General features: G+C 45.7%; 1 rRNA gene. It reads right to left on the bottom strand.

Annotated features, from left to right (window positions below):
• Positions 1–1,107, bottom strand: a 23S ribosomal RNA gene (locus tag CD034_RS01505); the annotation flags it as partial.
• Positions 1,108–1,159: the final 52 nt, after the last annotated feature.

Below are 1,159 nucleotides of genomic sequence, written 5' to 3'. Positions count from 1 at the left end.
CCAACATCCTAGTTGTCTGGGCAACGCCACATCCTTTTCCACTTAACATATATTTTGGGACCTTAGCTGGTGGTCTGGGCTGTTTCCCTTTCGAACACGGACCTTATCACCCATGTTCTGACTCCCAAGTTAAATTAATTGGCATTCGGAGTTTGTCTGAATTCGGTAACCCGAGAGGGGCCCCTCGTCCAAACAGTGCTCTACCTCCAATAATCATCACTTGAGGCTAGCCCTAAAGCTATTTCGGAGAGAACCAGCTATCTCCAAGTTCGATTGGAATTTCTCCGCTACCCACAGTTCATCCGCTCACTTTTCAACGTAAGTCGGTTCGGTCCTCCATTCAGTGTTACCTGAACTTCAACCTGACCATGGGTAGATCACCTGGTTTCGGGTCTACGACCAAATACTACACGCCCTATTCAGACTCGCTTTCGCTACGGCTCCACATTTTCTGCTTAACCTTGCATCAGATCGTAACTCGCCGGTTCATTCTACAAAAGGCACGCCATCACCCATTAACGGGCTCTGACTACTTGTAAGCACACGGTTTCAAGTTCTCTTTCACTCCCCTTCCGGGGTACTTTTCACCTTTCCCTCACGGTACTGGTTCACTATCGGTCACTAGAGAGTATTTAGCCTTAGGAGATGGTCCTCCCAGATTCCGACGGAATTTCACGTGCTCCGTCGTACTCAGGATCCACTCAAGAGAGAATATATTTTCAACTACAGGATTATTACCTTCTTTGATTCAACTTTCCAGATGATTCGTTTAATATATTCCTTTGTAACTCCGTATAGAGTGTCCTACAACCCCAATAAGCAAGCTTATTGGTTTGGGCTCTTCCCGTTTCGCTCGCCGCTACTCAGGGAATCGAATTTTCTTTCTCTTCCTCCGGGTACTAAGATGTTTCAGTTCTCCGGGTCTGCCTTCTGACAAGCTATGAATTCACTTGTCGATAACACAACATAACTTGTGCTGGGTTTCCCCATTCGGAAATCTCTGGATCAACGCTTACTTACAGCTACCCAAAGCATATCGTCGTTAGTAACGTCCTTCATCGGCTTCTAGTGCCAAGGCATCCACCGTGCGCCCTTAATAACTTAATCTAATATAGTTATTAATCTGTGAGTGTTCTTTCGAACACTAGCGATTATTTTT

Source organism: Staphylococcus hominis subsp. hominis (assembly GCF_002901845.1).
GTDB classification, from domain to species: domain Bacteria; phylum Bacillota; class Bacilli; order Staphylococcales; family Staphylococcaceae; genus Staphylococcus; species Staphylococcus hominis.
The sequence above is the reverse complement of the archived record's forward strand: the minus strand, read 5'-3'. Positions and strand labels throughout refer to the sequence as shown.